This is a genomic window from Flavobacterium pedocola (genome assembly GCF_053764385.1).
In genome coordinates this window covers 76,592-92,931 of record NZ_JBSNCR010000006.1, presented here as the reverse complement: position 1 = coordinate 92,931, position 16,340 = coordinate 76,592, and the positions used below count along the sequence as shown (strand labels likewise).

The 16,340-nt window shown below is 38.7% G+C and carries 13 protein-coding genes; 10 read left to right on the top strand and 3 right to left on the bottom strand.

From position 1 onward, the window contains the following. Nucleotides 1-285 precede the first annotated feature (285 nt). Both ACWPKD_RS13715 and ACWPKD_RS13710 read right to left on the bottom strand, forming a co-directional pair. Nucleotides 286-1,455, bottom strand: a complete 1,170-nt coding sequence (locus tag ACWPKD_RS13715; RefSeq protein WP_455413260.1) for a tetratricopeptide repeat protein — start codon at nt 1,453-1,455, stop codon at nt 286-288. After that, nucleotides 1,452-3,041, bottom strand: a complete 1,590-nt coding sequence (locus ACWPKD_RS13710; RefSeq protein ID WP_455413259.1) for a helix-turn-helix domain-containing protein — start codon at nt 3,039-3,041, stop codon at nt 1,452-1,454. Before ACWPKD_RS13710 ends, ACWPKD_RS13715 begins: the two co-directional genes overlap by 4 nt. 360 nt (nt 3,042-3,401) lie before the next feature. Between ACWPKD_RS13710 and ACWPKD_RS13705 the strand changes: the two genes are divergently transcribed. From ACWPKD_RS13705 to ACWPKD_RS13660, 10 genes are all read left to right on the top strand, one after another. Continuing rightward, the gene (locus tag ACWPKD_RS13705) at nt 3,402-5,774 is read left to right on the top strand and encodes a TonB-dependent receptor (RefSeq protein ID WP_455413258.1); all 2,373 of its coding nucleotides are present in this window, start codon (nt 3,402-3,404) and stop codon (nt 5,772-5,774) included. Nucleotides 5,775-5,784: 10 nt separating this feature from the next. Beyond that, nucleotides 5,785-6,606 carry a DUF4249 domain-containing protein gene (locus tag ACWPKD_RS13700; RefSeq protein WP_455413257.1) on the top strand — a complete coding sequence of 274 codons (822 nt, stop codon included), beginning with the start codon at nt 5,785-5,787 and terminating at the stop codon, nt 6,604-6,606. Nucleotides 6,607-6,819: 213 nt separating this feature from the next. Beyond that, nucleotides 6,820-7,482, top strand: coding sequence for a thiamine diphosphokinase (locus ACWPKD_RS13695; protein ID WP_455413256.1), 663 nt, complete (start codon nt 6,820-6,822; stop codon nt 7,480-7,482). Between the two features lie 89 nt (nt 7,483-7,571). Continuing rightward, nucleotides 7,572-8,006, top strand: a complete 435-nt coding sequence (locus ACWPKD_RS13690) for a thioredoxin family protein (protein ID WP_455413255.1) — start codon at nt 7,572-7,574, stop codon at nt 8,004-8,006. Further along, entirely contained in the window at nt 8,006-8,926 is a 921-nt protein-coding gene (locus ACWPKD_RS13685; protein ID WP_455413254.1) for an FAD:protein FMN transferase, read from the top strand. Before ACWPKD_RS13690 ends, ACWPKD_RS13685 begins: the two co-directional genes overlap by 1 nt. A gap of 17 nt (nt 8,927-8,943) precedes the next feature. After that, complete coding sequence (locus ACWPKD_RS13680; protein WP_455413253.1) at nt 8,944-9,150, top strand: DUF4266 domain-containing protein; 207 nt, start codon at nt 8,944-8,946, stop codon at nt 9,148-9,150. A 14-nt stretch (nt 9,151-9,164) separates the two neighbouring features. Further along, a complete protein-coding gene (locus ACWPKD_RS13675; RefSeq protein WP_455413252.1) occupies nt 9,165-10,382 on the top strand; it encodes a DUF3570 domain-containing protein in 1,218 nt (405 codons plus the stop codon). A 150-nt stretch (nt 10,383-10,532) separates the two neighbouring features. Next, complete coding sequence (gene uvrB, locus ACWPKD_RS13670; RefSeq protein ID WP_455413251.1) at nt 10,533-12,521, top strand: excinuclease ABC subunit UvrB; 1,989 nt, start codon at nt 10,533-10,535, stop codon at nt 12,519-12,521. A 79-nt stretch (nt 12,522-12,600) separates the two neighbouring features. Beyond that, nucleotides 12,601-13,515: a hypothetical protein gene (locus tag ACWPKD_RS13665; protein WP_455413250.1), complete on the top strand. Its 915-nt coding sequence runs from the start codon at nt 12,601-12,603 to the stop codon at nt 13,513-13,515. Between the two features lie 210 nt (nt 13,516-13,725). Further along, the gene (locus ACWPKD_RS13660) at nt 13,726-15,912 is read left to right on the top strand and encodes a prolyl oligopeptidase family serine peptidase (RefSeq protein ID WP_455413249.1); all 2,187 of its coding nucleotides are present in this window, start codon (nt 13,726-13,728) and stop codon (nt 15,910-15,912) included. Here ACWPKD_RS13660 and ACWPKD_RS13655 read toward each other — a convergent pair. Continuing rightward, nucleotides 15,909-16,310, bottom strand: coding sequence for a TerB family tellurite resistance protein (locus tag ACWPKD_RS13655; RefSeq protein ID WP_455413248.1), 402 nt, complete (start codon nt 16,308-16,310; stop codon nt 15,909-15,911). The genes ACWPKD_RS13660 and ACWPKD_RS13655 overlap by 4 nt on opposite strands. Nucleotides 16,311-16,340: the final 30 nt, after the last annotated feature.

Genomic DNA, 16,340 nt, shown 5'->3' with positions numbered 1-16,340 from the left:
AAAACAAGACATTGACACAAAAGTGTGTTTTAAATTTACAATTCCTTTACAGTAGGGTTTTTGTAAGCTTTTTTTGGGAATTGAAGAGGTTTTTAAGGATTTGTTTATGAAAAACTGAAACAAAAAATTAAAATAACAACAAGATTTAAATCTAAAAAAATGTTAGATTTTCATCAAATGAGTTAAAAAAAAGAATGCTTCTTTTGAAGTTTGTATTGAAAAATGAATCGCTAAATTGATCCGATTAAGCTGAAGGAGAAACTACCTATTGAACCCGAAAAAAATCTATTTATCATTTCGCAGCAATTTTTCGCTTTGTAACTTTTGGACTTTTTCGTTGAGCATAGCAATGGTGATTTTAGATTTTGTAATGGATCGGACAAAAAGGGAAACAATCCCAACCAATAATAAAAAAGCAATAATCATACCCCACAATACCATGCTCTTATCCTTATCAAATTTCTGTTCCTCATCTTTGTCTTTCTCGTCCAAAGAATCACAAACCGATTTTCGCTCGTTCTTCTTTATCTGTGTCTGCGTTATTAAATATTTCGAACGGTATTCTTTGTAATTGTCCCATTCGTTCATGGCCAGATAATTCTCCGACAATCCTTTGTAAATTTCCTGATTCAATACCAAATCATTCACATTCTTTGAAATTTCATTGGCTTCTTTCAGCAAAGAAATAGCTTCCTTGTATTTTCCTTCCAGCGTATAGGCCTGGGCCAAACCTTTTTGAGAAAATGCCTGAAGACTGTTTGCATTGATCTTTTTAGCATCTGCAATCGACTCAAGGAAATTTTTTATAGCTAATTTTTGATTTGACAGCACCAGGTAGCAATTCCCTTTATTATACTTGGCAATGCTCAGGCTGCTATAATTGATATTCGGCTCTTTTGATCTCATGATTTCATCAATCCCTCTGTCAAAAAAACTAATGGCTATATCACAATTCAATTTTTCCTTGTAAATAAAACCCCTAACGATGTAGGTAGTCCCCAAAGTCGCATTAACAGAATCCCGCACTGGGTAATCGAGGCATTGACGTTCAACCTGATCCAAATACTGGATCGCTTTGTCATAAATTTTAAGCTGATGGTATTGGATCGCCACTTTGCTGGCCACTTTTATTTTCAGCAGTTCGTTTTTGGATTGCGGTAGAAGCTCATTGGCTTTGATTACATATTGCAGGGATTTTTGGTAGTCTCTTTTTGAAGAATAGCCGTCTGAAATCAATCGGTAGCCTCTTATTTTGATATCAATATCATTTCCGGCTTCATTGACAATTTTTTTACCGGTAGCAATTACCTTATCAGGATTCGTATACATTTCCAGCGTACTGGCCTTTATGATACTGTCTACTTTTTTATTTCCCTGAGCATAGAAAACCGTAGTAAACAGCATAAAGCCCATTACCAGAAAAACAACTGAAAATTGGGTATTGCTTTGTCTCATGACGCTGTCTTATGATTCATGGTTTCGTTTTCCTCCCTTAGCAGTTCGATAAAAGTGATAGGTGCTATTCCTGTTATCGATTTAAAAATGGTTGCAAAACTACTGTGTGAGGAAAAGCCACAGGTTTCTGCCAGATAACTGATCTTATAATTCATAAAATTAGCATCTGATTTTAGTTTTTCAACAATAAAGTTAATCCTAAGCTTATTGATATAGGTATTGAAATTAACGTTATAATTCTTGTTGATAACCTCCGACAAATATTTCGTATTGGTTTCAAACTGACCGGCAAGTAAAGCCAGAGACATATCATTGCTGGTAAATCGTGTTGAACTCTCGAATTTTCTCAACTTCGCCAACAGTACCTGCTCGGTTTCCTGAGGAATAAAAATCTTTTTACCGGTAGTTTCTTTCTTTTCAATAAAACGGGTAAGCAAATTACTTCTGGTGATTTCCAAATAATTGATGATTTCGTTCAATCGTTTCTTTTTGGAATGGTATTGAAACCAAAAGAAGAAGCACACAAGAACCACCAAAAGGAAAAAAGATAAGACCGCATATATTTTCAGATAGTAACTTTTTCTCTTAGCCTCAAAGGAATTTACGCTATCCTGTGCAATAAGATTGTAAGCAGTGTTAACCGATTCTTGCTCAAGATTTTCAAGTTTTCTGACTGTTTTAAAAAAAATAGAATTGTAAATCTTATAATTTGGCCTGTCATTTAAAGCAATGTAATTGGAAACCAACTGATTCGTCACCATTTCCACTAAATACAGATTGCCAAGTGACTGTGCCTTTTTTTCGGCTTTTAAAAGTAAAGCAATAGCTTTAGCATGTTCTTTCTTATGAAAATAAACCGTTGCCGATCCGCTTAAACAGTAAATATCGGCATAATCAAATTTTGCATTTAATTTTTCTAAGGTTTCGGAAGCGGTAGTATAAAAGGATTGTGCTTTCTCAAAATCACCCAGGCCGGCATAAATCCTTCCTTGAATAATGGTATATTTCAAATCCAGCTCAGGGTTTCTGAGTTGGATTTTTTTAAGATCCGCTGCCTGTTGCTGAATGAGTTGCAGGCCTTCTTTGAAATTTTGCCGTTCAAAAAAGATCCTTGATTGCTCCAGGATAATCAAAGAATTAACAAAGACTTTATCATTTTGGTCTTCAACGGTTAACGCCTTTTCTTCGGCTGCAGCCAAATATTTTTTTGCCTGATCGTCAAGATATAATTCTCTGAGGATGTCTGCTTTTTTTACCAATATTTCAATAGCAAGTACCGCTGGTAAATCCGTAGCATTTCTGTCGGCTTCAAATAAATACTTAAGCGAATTGCTGTAATCACCTTTAACCTTATAAATCTTTGCTATCAACAAACGTAATTTGGCCTTCTCCTCATTGGAGGAAGCGTTATTTAATAAATGAAAAGCGACTCTTAAAGCCTCATTAGGTTTAGAGTACAACAAATCTTCCGTTTCATCGAATAAAGACTCTTGTTTTGATAACGTTTGTGCTCCGGCAGCTGTTGCGAACAACATAGCCGTGAAAACAAAAAGAACCAAAAACTTAATCGGATTATAATATTTCATTTATCTCTTGAGTCTTATTAAAAGAATTTCCAAAGTTTTTTAATACCGTAAAGATTTCCGACAGTAATAGCCGAATCAGCACCTAATAAAAATACTATTTATTATTAAAATTACAGCATTTTGAAACTACTTTTTTTGCTTTTTCAATGCATTATTCTTATGGCACTTACTGTTTTAAAATACAAAAATACAACGAATTTTAACAATTTGTTTAATTTTTATATTTTTAACATAAAATTTATTTTTTGTAATTATTAAAAAACATATTGTGTAATTATTTTTCGTCTTGTAATAACATACTTTTTGTAACAAAAAAGCTGTTTTAGCGACCTATTCCTACAAAAAAAAACAAGCTGATTCATGTCTTTTACAAAGTACTTCATCATTCTTTTTCTAATGCTCCTCAGTAATTTTTTAACAGCTCAGGAAAAATTCACCATCAGCGGAACCATCACTGATAAGAGTACAAACGAAACCCTCATCGGCGTAAGCATTTCCATAAAAAACACAAAAGGTATCGCAATTACCAACGAATACGGGTTTTATTCCTTAACACTGCCTAAAGGCAGTTATGAAATCGTCATCAGTTTCTTAGGCTATGAATCGGTTTCTGAGTCCGTACTCCTAAATGAAAATATCACAAAGGATTTCAGTTTGAAAGAAACAGGTAAACAATTGGATGAAGTCATCATCACTCAAAAAAACAAGGCCAACATCCGAAAACCGGAAATGAGCGTCCACAAACTGTCAATAGCCACCATAAAACAAATGCCGGTGGTTTTAGGCGAAGTCGACGTAATCAAATCGCTTTTATTTTTACCTGGGGTTACCAATGCCGGCGAAGGGCAATCAGGTTTCAATGTGCGCGGAGGTGGTGCCGATCAGAATCTGATTCTTTTGGATGAAGCGACCATTTTCAACTCGTCGCACGTTTTTGGATTTTTCTCGGTTTATAATCCCGATGCCATAAAAGATTTAAAATTGTACAAAGGTGGTATCCCATCACGATTCGGAGGCCGCGCTTCCTCTGTTTTGGACATCTATCAAAAAGACGGAAACAGCAACAAGTTCAGCATGAACGGTGGTATCGGATTAATTTCCAGTCGTTTATTGGCGGAAGGTCCTATCGTAAAAGAAAAAGGCTCCTTTCTAATTGGTGGAAGAGCTTCTTATGCGCACCTTTTCCTTAAATTGAGTGACAATGAGAACAAAGCTTATTTTTACGACCTAAACACCAAACTCAACTATAAATTCAACAAAAACAACAATTTGTATTTATCCGGTTATTTCGGAAGAGACGTTTTTACCTTGAGTGAAACTTTCACCAACACCTACGGAAATTCAACCCTAAACCTACGTTGGAACCACCTGTTTTCCGATAAGCTTTTCTCCAATCTTTCCTTGATATACAGCGATTATTATTACGGACTGACATTGAACTTCGTAGGCTTCAACTGGAAATCTGGAATCAGAAACTACAACCTGAAATATGATTTCAAACACTACCTGTCCAATTCCATAAAACTGAATTACGGTGCCAACGCAGTGTATTATGATTTCAATCCGGGTACCATCGAACCTACCGGAGAAGATTCCGGAATCAATTATGAACAATTGGACAAAAAATACGCTTTTGAACCCGCTTTCTATTTGGATGCTGAACAAAAAATCAACGATAAACTAAGCGTTTCATACGGATTGCGCTACAGTTTATTTTACCGTTTGGGGTCTTCAACAGTCAATTTATACGAAAACAACCAACCGGTACATTATGATGAAGAATTAAAAATCTATGAAAAAGCCAGGCCTATCGGAGAGGTTCACTACAGTAAAAATGAAGTTATTGCTAAATTTGACAATCTGGAGCCCCGTATTGCACTTGCCTATGAGCTAAACCAAAACCAATCCGTAAAAGCAAGTTACAACCGAATGGTTCAATACCTTCAATTGGTTTCCAATACAGCTTCTCCTACTCCTTTGGATGTATGGACACCAAGCGATAAATACATTAAACCACAAATTGCCGATCAGGTGGCATTCGGGTATTTCAATAACTTCAAGGAAGACGCTTACACTCTGGAAATCGAAAGTTTTTACAAGGTCATAAAAAACCGCATGGATTATATCGACGGAGCCGATTTAATTGCCAATAAAGCTATAGAACAGGTCATCCTGAACGGTGAAATGCGTTCTTATGGCCTGGAATTCCTAATCCGAAAAAACACCGGAAAACTGAACGGATGGGTAGCTTACACTATTTCACGATCCCAGCAAAGAACTCCCGGACGAACCGAAACAGAAATAGGCATCAACAACGGTGAATGGTATCGTTCCGCTTACGACAAAATGCACAATCTGGCAGTAACAGGTTCATACAAATATTCCAAAAAATGGACTTTCGGAACCAATTTCATCCTGCAAAGTGGCCAGCCGGTCACCTACCCTAACGGTCAGTACATTTACCAGGGAGTTACTGTACCGAGTTACGGCACCAGAAACGCAAATTCCTTACCTTTATATCATCACTTGGATGTATCGGCCACCTTGGTTCCAAAGCCGGATAGCACAAAGCGCTGGAAAAGCGAATGGGTATTCAGTATTTACAATCTGTACGGAAGAAAAAATGCGGCATCCATAAGTTTTAGGGAAAACCCAGATACAGGAAACAATGAAGCCATACGACTGTCAATTTTCGGATTAGTGCCTTCAGTTTCCTATAATTTTAAATTTTAAAAATCTGTCTATGAAAAACTTACTATACACCACAATTCTCTTGCTTGTAGTCGCGTTTGTAAGCTGCGAAGACGCTATTAATGTTCCTTTGGATACCGCAGAGCCAAAACTGGTTATCGATGCCTCAATCAAATGGCAAAAAGGCTCTGCCGGAAACGAACAAAAAATAAAACTTACCACAACTACTGATTATTATAACACTACAATTCCGATAGTTTCCGGAGCAACAGTTTTTGTCACCAATAGCGCCAATGTGGTTTTCACTTTTACTGAAACACCGAACACCGGAGAATACATTTGTACCGATTTCATCCCGGTTATCAATGAAACGTACACTTTAACCGTAATCCACGACGGCCAAACCTATAATGCTACCGATAAACTTTACGCAACGCCTGAAATAGACAGTGTGGAACAAATCACGGTACCCGGAATTGACGGCGATATGATTCAGGTGAAATTCTACTATCAGGATAATGGCACTCAAGATAATTTCTATCTGACAGGCGCCAAAAACAGTACGAAAGTCTTTCCCGAATATGGTGTTATCGACGACGAATTCTTCCAAGGCAATCAGATGTTCGGTTTCTACACCGATGAAGACTTAAAGGCCGGAGACAAGCTCGATTTCAGTCTGCAGGGCATTTCGGAACGTTACTTCAACTACATGGAAAAATTAATCGCCATCTCAGGTACACAGGGCACAAACCCTTTCGCAACGCCACCAGCAACCTTAAGAGGAAACATAGTAAATCAAACCAATCAGGACAATTTCCCTTTTGGCTATTTCAGTTTAACCGAAATCGATACACTTAATTATACGGTTCATTAGAAGCTTGTCCGGCTATACATTACAAGAAATCACTATAAAACCCATTTTTCTAAAATAAAAAAAGAGCTTCCGTTGGGCGCTCTTTTTTTATAAGAAAATTTAGGCTGTACAGCAATTTGCTTTCCATTGCTATCCGGGCTAAAATCAGAATAAGAATCATTATCTTTACTTTCTGAAATTCGAATTTTATAATCCACAACTCATAACCCTATCATGTCCTCACACCATATAGTCCGAGACGATCAGGAACCTGCTTTAATCATTGCAAACGGAGCAGAATGCAGCAACGAACTGCTGGGGCAACTCCTGGAATGGTCGCCATTAGTGATTGTACTAGATTCTGCTATGGATCGTGTTTTGGAGTTGAACATCAAAGTCGATGTGTTGTTAGGGGATTTCGACAGAGGTTTCGAGCCGGACTATTATAAAGAAAAACAATATCCGCTCGAAATCGTTCACACACCGGATCAGGAGAAAACCGATCTGGAAAAAGCCTTCGAGTATCTCATAGAAAAAGGACACAAGGCTGTAAACGTGGTATGGGCCACTGGAAAACGTGCCGATCACACCATCACCAACATCACCAATATCGTTCGCTATCGTGACCAACTGAAAATTGTTATCCTGGACGATCATTCCAAAATATTCTTATTGCCGAAACAGTATCAGAAATGGTATCCGGAAAACAGTATCATTTCCCTTATCCCAATCGGAATCGTTAGCGGCATCCATTCCGAAAACCTTTTTTTTCCCTTAAAGAATGACAGCCTGACTATAGGCTACAGAACCGGAAGCAGTAACCATGTTACTGAAGATGGGCTAGTTACCATTACTCATAAAGAAGGAGATTTAATCTTAATCGAATCTTTAGATTAGAAACATACTTTTGCTTTCAAATATTCGTTATTTTGTTATAAAATATACTGATCATCAGTATTTTACAAATACAACCAATACTATTTGAAATGAAATTAAAAGTAATGACCTTTTTGATGTTCTTCTGTCTGGCTCTCACAGCTCAGGAAACCAAACGCACCACTTTTGAAGAATCTCTTGAGAAATCAAAACAGGAAAACAAAAAGCTACTGCTTTATTTTTCCGGTTCCGATTGGTGTGCTCCCTGCGTAAAATTCAAAAAAAATTTTATTGCAACGGATGCTTTTATACAATACAGCAACGAAAACCTGATTGTTTTCAATGCGGATTTTCCACGATTAAAAAAGAACCAGCTTCCTGAAAACCAAACCCGGGAAAATGAAGAATTAGCTGAGAAATACAACCAAAATGGTTTATTCCCTTTGATTCTTCTGCTCAACGGAAAAGGAGAAATCGTAAAAAAATGGGAACAATACCCAACGGAAAACCTCGATGAATTTATCACCAAATTAAAGGACAACTAATGCTCCAGAAAAAAGTTGAAAAATTAATGGGCAATCGCTTCGAGTTTACCGTTTTGGGACCCGATGAAAATTGGTGCGATCAAAAAATCAATTTGGCCATTGATGAAATCCGAAGAATCGAAAAACTGCTGACTACTTTTTCTACTAGTAGTATCACGCATGAAATAAACGAAAATTCAGGAAGTAAGCCGATTAAAGTCCCGGATGAAGTTTTCAACCTGATTCAACGTTGCCAGATGATTTCCAGAATTACGCAGGGCGCTTTTGACATAAGTTATGGCGGCATTGATAAAAAATTCTGGAACTTCGACTTAAACATGACCAAATTACCCGATGCGGAAACTGCAAAAAAATCAGTAGAACTAATCAATTACGAAAACATCATCCTTAATGAATCCGAAAAAACAGTATTCTTAAAGAAAAAAGGAATGAGGATCGGTTTTGGCGGCATCGGAAAAGGATATGCGGCCGAAATGGCCAAGAAAAAACTCATCGAAAATGGCGTGGAAAGCGGTATAGTTAACGCTTCCGGTGATTTATCAGCCTGGGGCTATCAGGAAAACGGTGAACCTTGGACCATTGGCATTGCAGATCCGAACCTGAAAAACGATATTTTTTCAACTTTCAAAATCACCAATACGGCAGTGGCAACTTCCGGTAATTATGAAAAATTCGTACTAATTGACGGCAAAAAATATTCCCATACTATAGACCCTAAAACCGGTTTTCCGGTAAGCGGTATCAAAAGTGTTACCATTATTGCTGAAAATGCAGAAATTGCAGATGCATTGGCCACTCCGGTAACTGTAATGGGTATAGAAGTTGGTTTGGATTTTATCAATCAGCTGAAGCAAATCGGCTGTATCATCATCGACGACAACGATACTAAATTTTTTTCCCATAACATAAAACTCACTTAACCTCAAAATTGATAATCATGAAAGGAATTGCCTTATTATCTGCACTTATTTTAAGTGCCGGATGCAAACCAGTTAAGGAATATCAGAAATCCAAAATCAACGATTCCGAAATGCAGTTGGCAGCCAAAAAATCTGAAAAATTCGAAAATACGTTTCAACTCTACAGGGAAGGAAGCTCCGGTGCCAACGGTGGCAAAACAGGAGGTGGCTGCGGCTGTAATTAATTTTTGCTTGAATCATGAAAAGAAGGATATTTGCAGCTTCAGTACTGGCTTTTCTATTCGGAAACAATATGAAAGCCCAAGACAACAGGTCTACCACAGACAGTTCGACATATAAAAAGCAAAAACTGAAAATCGAAGAAGTCAATTTCATTTCCAGTTATTACACGCAGGACGGAAACAATTCTGCCGTGACAGGAGGTAAAGGAACCGAAAAACTTAACGACTTGGCCACTACCATCGAAGTAAAAGTTTCCAAAAGAGACCGTTACAACCACAAACACAATCTAGCTTTTGAACTGGGCATAGACACCTATACTTCGGCATCATCGGACAAAATCGATCCGGATACGGTAAGTTCCGCTTCTTATCAGGATGTAAGGGTTTATCCGTCCTTAAATTACAGCTTAGAAAACGAGGCCAAAAACTACATCCTGAACGGAGGACTTTCTTTCTCTGGTGAGTTTGATTATACATCCATAGGAGGAAACTTCGGTTTTACTAAAATCTCAAAGGATAAAAACCGGGAATTTTCAGCTAAAGGAATGGTTTTTTTCGATACCTGGAAAGTAATCCTTCCGGTAGAACTCCGAAATAACCCCTCGGATGATGAAGCAAAACAAGGGGATAAGAAACCAAGAACGTCCTATAATTTAAGTTTAACATTGTCGCAAGTCATTAACCGTAATTTCCAGATGGCCCTACTTACTGACTTAGGCTACCAGCAGGGTTTACTGGCTACAAAATTCAACAGGGTCTATTTTAATGACGTCCCGGCAACTGTAAAATCAGAAAAATTACCCGACACACGTTTTAAAGTTCCCATTGGGGTAAGGGCAAATTATTTCTTGGGAGACAATATTGTTTTAAGAAGTTTTTACCGTTATTATTGGGATAACTGGAATATCAATTCACACACAATAAGTTTTGAACCCAGTTACAAATTATCGGCATTCTCATCAATATCGGTACCATATCGATTTTATACCCAAACCGCTGCCAAATGTTTCCAACCAATTTATTTGCATGGACTGGAAGACGAATTCTATACAAGCGATTACGATTTGTCAAAATTCAGCAGTCATATGATCGGGTTAAGTTATAAAATATCAGATGCCAATAAAGGAATATTCCATATTAAATACATAAACAGTTTAGAGGTTCGGTATGGATTTTACACCCGTAATAACGGATTGGATTCACACATCCTAACCTTGGCAATGAAGTTTAAGTAAAACCATTTCTTCAAAAACCTCTCCGCAGATTCACAGCATATATCCATTTAAGACCTGTGAGTCTGCGGTTTTCTCATCATCGCCCGGTTACTTGCAAAGGACTGAATCTGCACTAAAATTAGTATCTTTGCAACTAAGCTACTAAAAAACATGAAATTCCAGGTCGTATCCAATTTTGCTCCTATGGGAGACCAGCCCCAAGCCATCGACAAACTATCGCATGGCATTGAGAACGGCGAAAAATACCAAACCTTACTTGGGGTAACCGGTTCCGGAAAGACATTTACCGTAGCCAATGTAATCCAGGAAGTCCAACGACCTACCTTGGTTTTAGCACATAACAAAACCCTTGCGGCTCAGTTGTATTCGGAATTCAAGCAGTTTTTCCCGAACAATTCGGTGCAGTATTTTGTGTCCTATTACGACTACTATCAGCCGGAAGCCTTTATTCCGGTAACGGGAACCTATATTGAAAAAGATTTATCCATTAACGACGAACTGGAAAAACTGCGCTTAAGCACCACTTCTGCCCTGCTTTCCGGCCGTCGTGATGTTTTGGTGGTAGCCTCGGTTTCGTGCCTGTACGGTATCGGAAACCCGGTGGAATTCCAGAAAAATGTGATTTCGATTGAACGCGATCAGACCATATCACGTACCAAATTATTACATCGTTTAGTACAAAGTTTATATTCAAGAACCGAAGCGGAATTCACCCCAGGAACTTTCAGAATAAAAGGCGACACCGTGGAAATTTTTCCTAGTTATGCCGATGAACCGTTCCGCGTACACTTCTTCGGCGATGATATTGAAGAAATTGAAGCCTTTGATGCCAAAACCGCTCAAGTGATCGAGAAGTATGAAAAGCTGAACATTTATCCGGCCAATATGTTTGTGACCTCTCCGGATGTCTTGCAGAATGCCATCTGGGAAATTCAGCAGGATCTGGTAAAACAGGTTGATTATTTCAAAGAAATTGGAAAACATTTAGAAGCCAAACGTCTTGAAGAACGCACAAATTTCGACTTGGAAATGATCCGTGAATTGGGTTATTGCTCCGGAATCGAAAACTATTCGAGATACCTTGACGGCAGACTACCCGGCACACGCCCGTTCTGTTTATTGGATTATTTCCCGGATGATTTTTTAATGGTGGTGGATGAAAGTCACGTGACGATTTCACAGGTGCACGCCATGTACGGAGGCGACCGTTCCCGAAAAGAAAATCTGGTGGAATACGGTTTTAGGCTACCTGCCGCGATGGACAACCGCCCGCTGAAGTTTGAAGAATTCGAAAGCCTTCAAAACCAGGTGATTTATGTTTCGGCCACTCCGGCGGATTATGAATTACAGAAATCGGAAGGTATTTATGTCGAACAGGTGATTCGTCCAACCGGATTATTGGATCCTATCATTGAAATTCGCCCGAGTGAAAACCAGATCGACGATTTAATTGAAGAAATACAGCAACGTTGTGAAGCCGACGAACGTGTTTTGGTCACCACCTTAACCAAACGTATGGCGGAAGAACTGACCAAATATTTAACCAAAGTGGCCATCCGTTGCCGCTACATCCATTCCGATGTGGATACTTTGGAACGCGTGGAAATCATGCAGGATTTACGAAAAGGCATATTCGATGTCCTTATTGGGGTAAACCTGTTGCGAGAAGGATTGGATTTACCGGAAGTTTCGCTGGTTGCTATTTTGGATGCCGATAAAGAAGGATTCCTGCGCAGTCATCGTTCGCTGACACAAACGGTTGGGCGTGCCGCGAGAAACGTAAACGGGAAAGCCATCATGTATGCTGATAAAATAACAGCTTCGATGAAGAAAACCATCGACGAAACCAATTACCGTCGTGAAAAACAGATGGCCTACAACAAAGCAAACAATCTGGAACCTAAAGCTTTAAACAAAAGCTTAGGAAATGCTTTGGCCGGAAATTCCGTATCTACCCAATATTTCGAAGACAAGGCATTGAAAGCTTCGGAACCGGAAAGCCTGTACCTGTCCAAACCTGAAATTGAAAAGAAAATCCGTGAACTGCGCAAATCGATGGAAAAAGCCGCAAAGGATTTAGACTTTATGCAGGCCGCCAAATTACGCGACGAAATAAAACATTTACAGGAAAAAATGTGATATTTTTCATACATTATATCTTTTAAAGAAACAACTTTTTTCTATTTGTTACTTTTACCACAAACAATACTCAAATCGTATGATAAAGAAAATTAGCGGATTATTTAGTTTAATCCTTATTATGGGACTTGCTTCCTGTTCAAGTGACAGCAGCAACAGTTCAAACACTCCTTCCGGAACAATTACCGCAACCATTGACGGTCAGGACTGGCGTTCAATAAACGGTGCAGCTGTTGCAAATTTATCCACTGTTAATATAGACGGAGAAACCCAAACAGTTCTTATGATTACAGGAATGAAAGCGGACCAGTCAACCATAGGCATTCAGTTTCCGGTAGACAATTTAACAGAAGGAACATACCATTTTAATGCGGATGAATATGTAGGCTTACTTTCCTACTCCAATGCAGCAATGGACATGTATTCAAGTGATGAACCCGGTGGAAGTTTTACAATTACCATAACCGATATCGATATTAATTCCGGAAGACTCTCGGGTACTTTTTCAGGTACTTTAAAAGATTTTGACGGAAACTCCATGACTATGACCGAAGGAAGAATCAATTCTGTTATGATCATGAATAACGATATGCATACCAACGGAACCATGAGCCTTTCCAAAAATGGAGGTGCTGTTTTCACCATGGATAACTCAATGGAAGACTCAAAATATCTGATGATTATGGAAAGCTCTGCAGCGAATAACGTTTCTATTTTTGGTTACAACGCTACAGACACTGCTGACTTTGGTATTTACAGCATAACAATCCCTGTTACTGCTTCACCTGGAACCTATAATTTAATGACCGCATCCGGTTTTGACGCAGGTATTGGAAATTCAGACACTGAGCCGGAATACAACTTAACCAGCGGAACGTTGACTATTACTTCACACTCCGGAACCAATTTAATCGGTACTTTCAGCTTTACCGCTTCAAATGGTGTAACTACGGTTACAATTACAAACGGTAGTTTCAATGTGAACCACAACTAAGCGTTAGAAACCATAGTATATAAAAAGGAGCTTAAAAGCTCCTTTTTTAATTTCAGCAACTCTTCCGGAGCACAACTTTCGACTTAAAAAACTATCATCCAAAAACTTAACTATCTTAATTTCAAAACCTTGACTTTTTAATTCGTACATTTACATTCTCATTTCTACCAAGTTTTTCACTCGAATATCCATTTAAACTCACAAGGATTTATGAAAACTGGTTCTCCCTTTCTGATTGGACTGCTGTTTTGCTCAGTCAGTGTTTCCTTAGCACAGTTAAAACCCCAACCCGCACCCGAGAAAGTAGTCACCGATGAATATTTTGGTGTAAAACTTGAAGACCCTTACCGTTATCTTGAAAACCTGAACGATCCAAAAGTAGTCGAATGGATGAAATCCAATGCGACTTATGCAAGGGCAAAAATCAACGAAGTTCCCGAACGTCAAAAACTCATTGACAAACTAAATGAACTTGACAAACGCAGAGAAAGTGTGATTTTCAATTTACAGATAACCGAAAACGACAATTATTTCTACTTAAAAAGAAAAGCAAACGAAGAAAACGGTAAGCTCTACCACAGATTAGGCTATAAAGGTGTTGAAAAATTACTTTTTGACCCTGAAACCTATAAAAAAGGGAATGGTTTGAATTACAGCATCAGTTCCATCTCCCCAAATGAAAAAGGTGATAAAGTGGCTTTTGAAATCTCGCCAAGTGGCTCGGAAAGTGCCGAATTGCTAATTGTTGACCGCAACGGAAAATTGTATCCCGAGGTATATGACCGATGCTGGTTCAGCTCACCTTCCTGGATGCCCGACGGTAATTCTTTCACCTACAGCCGGCTGAACTCTTCTGATGTTACTGATGTGAATCGCTTACTGAATTCCAAGGTATTTTATCACAGACTGGGTGAAGACCCTAAAAAAGATGTAGAATTCTTTTCCAATAAAACCAACCCGGAACTTACCATCGGCCCAGAAGAATTTCCATTAAATTTTTATCATAAAAACTCAAACAAAAATTACGGACTGGTGTTAACTGTTGACAAACGCCTTAAAATATATGCCACAGACTTTAAAGACAATTTCAACCCGGACCGATGGAAAACCTTAGTCGAGAAAAAAGACGAAATAGTTAATTTCAGTATCGATAAAGAGTTTATCTATTATCAGACTTTCAAAAATGCACCAAATTATAAAATCATTAAAGTTCCGATTGCAAAACCCAATATTGAAAATGCCATTACCGTTATTGAGGAACCAAAAAACGGAAACATCACCAATTTTTCCCTTACCAAAGACGGCCTTTATTACACGGTTACAGAAAACGGGGTTCAGGCAAAAGTATTTTTTCTGCCGAAAGGAAAATCAGTTCCAACCGAATTAAAATTACCTTTTCAGGCAGGTTCGGCAGACTTGGCAACCGTTAACGAAAACAGAAGCGAAGTATGGGTGACGCTATCCGGTTGGACTTCTCCGGCAAAACGATTCCTCTACAACCCGGCAACCAACGAGTTTGTTTTTCAACCACTCACAAAACAAATTGAATATCCAGAATTCATGAATATTGTCTCAAAAGAAGTGATGATTCCTTCCCATGACGGCACAATGGTTCCGGTTTCCATTATCTATAATAAAAACACAAAACTGAACGGTAATAATTCCGTGCTGATGATGGGTTATGGCGCATACGGGATATCGATACAGCCCAGATTCAGCTCCGGTTTTATACTGTCCTACTGTGCCTATGACGGAATATTTGTTGTCCCGCATGTAAGAGGTGGCGGTGAATTGGGAGATGCCTGGCACAAAGCCGGACAGAAACTGACCAAACCGAATACCTGGAAAGATTTTATTGCTGCGGCGGAATATCTGATTCGTGAAAAATACACCGCTCCGAACAAAATTGCCATTAGCGGCGGAAGTGCCGGCGGAATCCTGATTGGTCGTGCCATGACGGAACGCCCTGATTTATTTGCCGCTGCGATTCCGGAAGTTGGTTGTTTGAATGCGGTTCGTATGGAAACATCTCCAAATGGCCCGGGCAATGTTCCCGAGTTTGGAACAGTAGCAAAAGAAGACGAATTTAAAGCCCTTTTGGAAATGGATTCTTTCCACCACATTAAAAAAGGCACTGCTTATCCGGCAACATTAATAACAGCAGGAATGAATGATCCAAGGGTGATTGCGTGGGAGCCTTCCAAATTTGCGGCATGCCTACAAAATGCCAATACTTCAGGTAAACCAATCCTCTTCCTTACGGATTTTGAAGCAGGCCATGGCATGGGGGACAGTAAATCAAAAGCTTTTGAAGGTATTGGTGATTTGTTGAGCTTTGCTTACCAACACACCGGGCATCCTAAATTCCAGCCTGCAAAAAAAATAGAGAAGCATTAATTATGTTGCACCATAAAAGCATTTAAAAGAAATTCCGGCTCAATCATCTGGTTTGGTGATTGGGCCATTGCTTTTAACGTCCTTTTAATCCCCATAGGATTCAGTCCCATAGTGATCCCAATTTCATTAATGGATTTTATTTCCCTTTCGTGTAAAATACCGTCACAGTGCATCAATAGTGCCAAACGGTAAAATTGCATGATACGGTGGTGCTCGTCTTTGATTACTATAATTGAGTCACGTTTGCCGAACAATTCCAGAAAAACATCTTTTTTGATTCCCAACTCCTGGGCAATAATCCATAAGAAATCGTATTCACGGTCGTGAAGTTCCCCATCTACCACAGCAAAGGCAATCATTTCAGAAAGAAGGCTTATTTTTTCGTCGTACGTGTCCATCGTATATTTTTTGCTAAAGTAAAACTAAAT

Bases quoted from the DNA above. Each gene is read 5' to 3' on its own strand.
- ACWPKD_RS13715 (WP_455413260.1), bottom strand. From the start codon at position 1,455: ATGAGACAAAGCAATACCCAATTTTCAGTTGTTTTTCTGGTAATGGGC.
- ACWPKD_RS13710 (WP_455413259.1), bottom strand. From the start codon at position 3,041: ATGAAATATTATAATCCGATTAAGTTTTTGGTTCTTTTTGTTTTCACG.
- ACWPKD_RS13705 (WP_455413258.1), top strand. From the start codon at position 3,402: ATGTCTTTTACAAAGTACTTCATCATTCTTTTTCTAATGCTCCTCAGT.
- ACWPKD_RS13700 (WP_455413257.1), top strand. From the start codon at position 5,785: ATGAAAAACTTACTATACACCACAATTCTCTTGCTTGTAGTCGCGTTT.
- ACWPKD_RS13695 (WP_455413256.1), top strand. From the start codon at position 6,820: ATGTCCTCACACCATATAGTCCGAGACGATCAGGAACCTGCTTTAATC.
- ACWPKD_RS13690 (WP_455413255.1), top strand. From the start codon at position 7,572: ATGAAATTAAAAGTAATGACCTTTTTGATGTTCTTCTGTCTGGCTCTC.
- ACWPKD_RS13685 (WP_455413254.1), top strand. From the start codon at position 8,006: ATGCTCCAGAAAAAAGTTGAAAAATTAATGGGCAATCGCTTCGAGTTT.
- ACWPKD_RS13680 (WP_455413253.1), top strand. From the start codon at position 8,944: ATGAAAGGAATTGCCTTATTATCTGCACTTATTTTAAGTGCCGGATGC.
- ACWPKD_RS13675 (WP_455413252.1), top strand. From the start codon at position 9,165: ATGAAAAGAAGGATATTTGCAGCTTCAGTACTGGCTTTTCTATTCGGA.
- uvrB (WP_455413251.1), top strand. From the start codon at position 10,533: ATGAAATTCCAGGTCGTATCCAATTTTGCTCCTATGGGAGACCAGCCC.
- ACWPKD_RS13665 (WP_455413250.1), top strand. From the start codon at position 12,601: ATGATAAAGAAAATTAGCGGATTATTTAGTTTAATCCTTATTATGGGA.
- ACWPKD_RS13660 (WP_455413249.1), top strand. From the start codon at position 13,726: ATGAAAACTGGTTCTCCCTTTCTGATTGGACTGCTGTTTTGCTCAGTC.
- ACWPKD_RS13655 (WP_455413248.1), bottom strand. From the start codon at position 16,310: ATGGACACGTACGACGAAAAAATAAGCCTTCTTTCTGAAATGATTGCC.